4 protein-coding genes are annotated in these 5,879 nt (G+C 50.8%); all 4 read left to right on the top strand.

What is annotated here, in order from left to right:
- The first annotated feature begins 197 nt into the window (after nt 1-197).
- The 4 genes from KDK15_RS07805 (at nt 198) to KDK15_RS07820 (ending at nt 5,260) form a co-directional block, all read left to right on the top strand.
- Nucleotides 198-2,243: an alpha-amylase family glycosyl hydrolase gene (locus KDK15_RS07805; RefSeq protein ID WP_257294798.1), complete on the top strand. Its 2,046-nt coding sequence runs from the start codon at nt 198-200 to the stop codon at nt 2,241-2,243.
- Between the two features lie 20 nt (nt 2,244-2,263).
- Nucleotides 2,264-2,737: a TOBE domain-containing protein gene (locus tag KDK15_RS07810; RefSeq protein WP_257294799.1), complete on the top strand. Its 474-nt coding sequence runs from the start codon at nt 2,264-2,266 to the stop codon at nt 2,735-2,737.
- Nucleotides 2,738-2,773: 36 nt separating this feature from the next.
- Nucleotides 2,774-4,969 carry a 4-alpha-glucanotransferase gene (malQ, locus tag KDK15_RS07815; RefSeq protein ID WP_257294800.1) on the top strand — a complete coding sequence of 732 codons (2,196 nt, stop codon included), beginning with the start codon at nt 2,774-2,776 and terminating at the stop codon, nt 4,967-4,969.
- Between the two features lie 117 nt (nt 4,970-5,086).
- Entirely contained in the window at nt 5,087-5,260 is a 174-nt protein-coding gene (locus KDK15_RS07820) for a hypothetical protein (protein WP_257294801.1), read from the top strand.
- Nucleotides 5,261-5,879: the final 619 nt, after the last annotated feature.

Raw genomic sequence — 5,879 nt, forward strand, 5'->3', positions numbered from 1 at the left:
GGCTAGGAGGCTGTCCGAGAATAGACTGCCCTAGGCGGCAACTGCTCCTGCGTTGCTCTAGGAGGCATGCTTCGTCCCTTTTTTCGTTCGTAATTATTGTGCATCTCGCTCCCACACTCATGTGGGAATGCATACCAACGCTGGCCAGAAATGAACAGCCTTTTTTCAGCATGTAACCTTACCAATCGGAGGAACCGATGACGAAGCCAAAAGCATTGGCCGTGGCCATCTCCGCGCTTTATGCCTTACTGGTGGCTGGCTGTGCCAGTCAGTCATCTGATACAGCGTCTACGGCCAGTACCAGCCTGACACCGGCCTATGACTGCAATGCCAGCACCCATGTAAAAGCCAACGACCTGAGAATCTACCAGATTATGGTCGAAAGCTTTGTGGATGGTGAAAAAGGAACCGGTCACGGCACCGGTTACGGTACCAGTCATCACCAGGGGGATTTGCAGGGTATTATTGATTCGCTGGACTACATCAAGTCACTGGGTATGAATGCCATTTGGATGACACCGATCTTCAACTCAGAACCGGTCGCAGGGCAGTCACACTGGGATGACCGGCTGGATGCTAGTGGCTACTTTGCTACGGATTATTTTTCCATCGACCCACGCTTTGGCACCCTGGAACAGGCGAAAGAACTGGTGGAAAAAGCCCATGCCAAAGGGTTGTACGTATTTTTTGATGGTGTATTCGGCCATCATAAGAAATCCGGTGTCGTGCCATCACCATCCGGTTTGCTGCCTTCCGGTAATCACAATCCCGTGGACTATCCACAGAGCCTGCCATTTTACCAGGAGGTGGCAACCTGGTGGGTGAAGGAACTGAAAATAGACGGCTGGCGTCTGGATCAGGCCTATCAGGTGCCCACCGAAGCCTGGACCGAAATCCGCAAAGCGGTGGATAAAGCCTCTCAGTCAGTGACGTACCAGAACCACAACGGTGAAACCGTCAATCCGCTGGGCTACATGGTGGCGGAGATCTGGAAAGAAGAAAACACCATTCGTAAGGTCGGCTACGGTACCGGGGAGAATCCAGCGTTGTGTTCTGCATTTGATTTTCCCATGCGATACCGGGTTGTGGAAACGTTTGCAGTGAATGAAAACGGTATTGGTGGTAAAGGCGGTGACTGGTTGGATGAAGGCATGAACCTGCACTCACTCTATCCGAAACATGCACAACCTAACCTGATGCTGGGCAACCACGATGTTCTGCGGTTTGGTGACCTTTTGCAGCGTGGCGGCATTGCCAATCCTGACAATGCACAATACTGGTTGCGACATAAAGCGGCTATGTCATTTATGGCCGCGTACACTGGACCGATCACGTTGTATTACGGTGATGAAATTGGTGATGAAACGCCAGACTTTGCTGAAAAGCAGCCGGATAATAACTGCGCGATTCGTGGCATGTGTGATGACCACTCGGGACGCACCAGTGCCAAAATTGATGGGGTAACCGCTGAGCTGAATAAACAGCAGCGTGATTTTAAAGCCTATGTAACTTCATTGATGATGCTGCGGGATAAACACCCATCGTTGTCTAAAGGTAAACGCATCAACCTCCGTGCAGAGAAAGAGATCTACATCGACCACAAACAAAGCGGTGATGATGTTCTGCTCTATATGGTCAGTACCGACAGTGCTTTCCAAATGGTCACTCTGACAACGGCGGAAGCCGGTTCCGAAGGGAGGCTGGTGGATTTGATAACAGGCGAGGTGTTCTTCCCGAAAAACAATGAATACTCCATTCGTATGAAAGGGTTTGAATCACGATTCCTGCGCATTGCCAAACCTGCTGCAGCGGGACCAAAGGTCAACAAACGAGATACCAGCTCGATTACCGGCGAAGGTTTCCTGGCCCAGTGCGATAACCCAACAGTGAATGAAGCAGGTCCGGCAAAAGGCACACTGTTTGTGGTGGGCAACTTCCCGGATTCTAACTGGATGCACAAGCCAGCCCGGGCCTTTAAATATAAAGGCAATGGCGTGTATCAAACCGTCACCAAAGAGCGCAAAGGCAGCTATCGCTTCCAGTACGCCACAACCAACTGGAGCCCGCAATACACGGCTGCTGATCTGTCACAAAAGCCGGGGCAGCCAACTTCCGCAAAAAAAGGTGGGTACGGTACTGATACCTCGGTAATGATACCGGAGGCGGGACGGTACGTGTGGAGCTTAACGTTCAAAGTCAGTGGTGAGGTTGATCAGGTGATGGTTTCCCGCTGTGCGGAGTAATTGCGAGGATTAACCCGTCTTTGGGATTGCCGAACTGCCTGTTTGTGGCCAGCTTTATCGGGTCACCGAAGATGAATTTTTTCCGTGCCACGATAGTGGAACCGGGTCAGAAAGAGACTAGAATCAAGCTGGAGTGTGGTACTGAGTTGCTTGTTTGCAACAACACCCGCAATGGGAGGCCTGGCGATAAGGTAACACTGTGTATTCGGCCACAGGCCGTGCTGAATCATGAAGAGGCAGATGGTGCAGAAAACTGCATTACCGGCAATATTGAAACCATTGAGCGCCTGGGTAATGAGTCATTTATCTACCTGAACCATCCGGATATTCACGAAGCGTTTATTGCCCGGGTGGAAGACTCCCTGCGTCGTCAGCCTGGTGCTGAGTTCCATGTGGGGATCCCGGCTGAAAACTGTCATTTGTTTGATGCCAATGGTGTCGCGTTTTCGCGGACTAAGTCACCCATACGACATAATTTGTGCAATTGTCGGTAACCTTATGGGTTGCCGACCTGTTTATGAAGAGACTCAATGCTTAATCACCAATTAATCGACCGTCTGGGTGACCTGTGTGGCATGGCCAGCGGCTATCAGGATTGGGATGGAACTCCGGTAGCGATTGATACAGAGAGCAAAATTCCCCTACTGGCTGCCATGGGGTACGACGTTAGCAGTAATGCCGCGCTGAAACAGGCAATAGCGGCTGCGCAGTTGCACCTGTGGCAGTCTTCCTTATCGCCAGTGACGGTTGTGCATCAGGGGAAAAGCTTCTGTTTTGTGCTGCGTTGCCCTAAGAGTAAACGTCCATCGTCTGTAGAGTTGCTGATAACGCTGGAAAGCGGTGACCAGGTTATCCATCATGCTGATCTGACAACCGCTGTTGTGTCCGAAACCGTGAAGCTGGAGCGCAAAGAGTATATTGCCCTTGAGGTTTCAGTACCTGAATATCTGCCACTTGGTTATCACACTATGGTCGTTCAGGGGAAAGCGCTTACGGCAGAAGCCGGATTGATTGTGGTGCCGGAAGTCTGCTATGAACCCGAAGCCATGAAACAGGGCGCTAAAATCTGGGGTTCCGCTATTCAATTATATACCGTTCGCTCTGAGCGGAACTGCGGGATGGGTGATCTGACCGACCTGGGTGAGCTGGCAGCCGGTATGGGGGAGCAAGGGGCTGATTTTGTTGGCCTGAACCCGGTGCATGCTCTGTACCCGTCCAATCCGTTGCACTGCTCGCCTTACAGTCCATCTACCCGCCTGTTTGATAATGTGCTGTACATTGATCCGGAGCAAGTGGCGGAGTACACAGACAGCGCAGCAGCCCGGGAGATTGTGGCGAAACACCAGGGATTGATTGATCAATTACGCAGTACCGACTTTGTGGAATACGACAAGGTTGCACCGTTCAAAATGTCGTTGCTGGAAGTGTTGTTCAATGAGTTTGCCGAAAAGCACCTGGGCAAGGGAACCGGTCGGGATTTGGCGTACACGGCATTTTGTCAGTCAAGGGGCGCGCGGTTAGATCAGTTTGCCCTGTTTGAAGCACTGTATGAACATTTCCGGAAAACCGATATTAATAGTTGGGGGTGGCGCTGCTGGCCAGAAGCGTACCAGACACCAGGCAGTAAAAAGGTTAAAGCCTTTGCCAGGGCGCATCAGACCCGGATTACGTTGTTCAAATACCTGCAGTGGCAGATGGATGAGCAGCTGCACGCTGCCCAGAAAAAAGCCAGAGACGCCGGTATGATGGTCGGTCTCTACCGCGACCTGGCGGTGGGTGTCGACAGCAACGGTGCCGATGTCTGGGCGGATCGTAATTTATTTGTTCTCGACGCCAGTACCGGTGCTCCACCGGATGGCTTGGGGCCCATGGGTCAGGACTGGGGTTTGCCCCCGTTCAACCCGGTGGTACTGAAAGAAGAACGTTACCAGCCTTTTGTTGAGCTGATTCGGAACAATATGCGTAACTGTGGCGCGTTGCGTATTGATCATGCCATGGGGCTGTTCCGTCTCTGGTGGTGTCCGAACGGCAACACTGAAAACAAAGGGGCCCGTTATGGCTGCTACGTCCACTATCCACTGCAGGATTTGCTGGGCATTATCAAACTGGAAAGTCATCGCCAACAGTGTCTGGTATTTGGTGAAGACCTGGGTGTGGTGCCACAGGAAATCACAGACAGTCTGCCACCGGCAAGAATGTACGGCAGTGTGATGGGGATTTTTCAACAGAACGGGGATCGTTATACGGCACCTGATAAATATCGTGAAAAAGCACTGGCCATGCTGGTATGCCATGACACACCAACCATGAAAGGCTGGTGGGATGGTAAAGACATTGACTTGATGGAATCCCTTGGCTTTTTCTCCGAAGAGCGTGCCGCCGCTGACCACGATGCCCGTGAACAGACCCGCAAGGCGGTGCTGAGTACACTGGCTGAGCTTGGGGAAGTTCCGGAAGGCGTTGACATTCATGGCAACACGGCACCGGCATTCAATCGTGAAATCATGGAGAAATTCAGCTATTACCTGGCCTTGTCGGCTTCGCAAATAGCCGCCTTCCAACTGGAAGATATGATGATGATTGACACTCCGGTCAATATACCGGGCACCAGTAGTGAATATCCAAACTGGCGTCGTCGTCTGTCTCAGAGTATTGGTGAAATGCTGGCCAGCAAAGAGAACCAGCAGTTCTTTGCCAACCTGAGTGGCTGTCGGAAGGCAAAGTAGCGCCTGGCCACTGGTACCCTGTGTATTGGCCTTATAGCTCGGGTTTAGGAATTGTCCTGAAATAACTTCCACAAAAGAGCCTGTGGCTGTTTACCCACTCTTTACCGGGTTGAATCTGTGGGTAATGCCATTGAAAGCATGGCGTCTGACTCGCAGGAAATCGATCAACGGTTGTCTCAGGCTTATCAACAGCAGTTAATGATGCATTTGCAACAAGGTGAAACCCAGGCTGCCCTGGGGGTGATTGATCAGTCCAGGATGCTGCTCAGTCATATAGATGCGCTGTTCTGACTGTGAATAATGCCAGTCGTGCTGACACTGATTGATTCCCGGCAGGATAGTTTCCGCCCTCAATCCTTGCAGACACGGACGAGCCTAATTAAGGCATCTGGTTCCTCACGGTTACCGGTTCACTAACTGGTAACCTTGGTAGTCATGATGCTGGATTCCTGGCGGTGTCAGGCGGAAACCGTTCACGAACCCGGTTTCCCGCTGAATATCTACGACTAACAACTTTACCAAAACGATTAAGTCAGTCTTAAGAACGTCATACCCGCAGGATGGTCAACCCGGGAGCAATCAATACTACAAGAGTAAGCACCAATTAAATCAGCGTTTATAGACATTTCACAAAATGAACTTTGGAAAGAACAGCAGTCTACTTTTATATTTTTTATGACTTGAATTCAGGAATATAATTGTGGATAGAGGCTCTGCTGGTATAAGTTGGAAATACACGGCATCAGCTAATGATTATAAACATTCGGGCAGTCATGCCGATTCTTCAAGGAGTGGGCAATATCGGCATGTTTCAGTCAGGCAGGCGAATATTCCACCCCCCCTATATTCCAAAGCTAATGAACTTTATAGTACTTCTGACGCATACTCTGCTAACTATCTATCAAGACAT

The organism is Endozoicomonas sp. YOMI1 (assembly GCF_024606345.1).
In the GTDB taxonomy this organism is placed as follows: Bacteria; Pseudomonadota; Gammaproteobacteria; order Pseudomonadales; family Endozoicomonadaceae; genus Endozoicomonas.

Coding starts and splice junctions, on each gene's coding strand:
- KDK15_RS07805 (WP_257294798.1), top strand. CDS start 198: ATGACGAAGCCAAAAGCATTGGCCGTGGCCATCTCCGCGCTTTATGCC.
- malQ (WP_257294800.1), top strand. CDS start 2,774: ATGCTTAATCACCAATTAATCGACCGTCTGGGTGACCTGTGTGGCATG.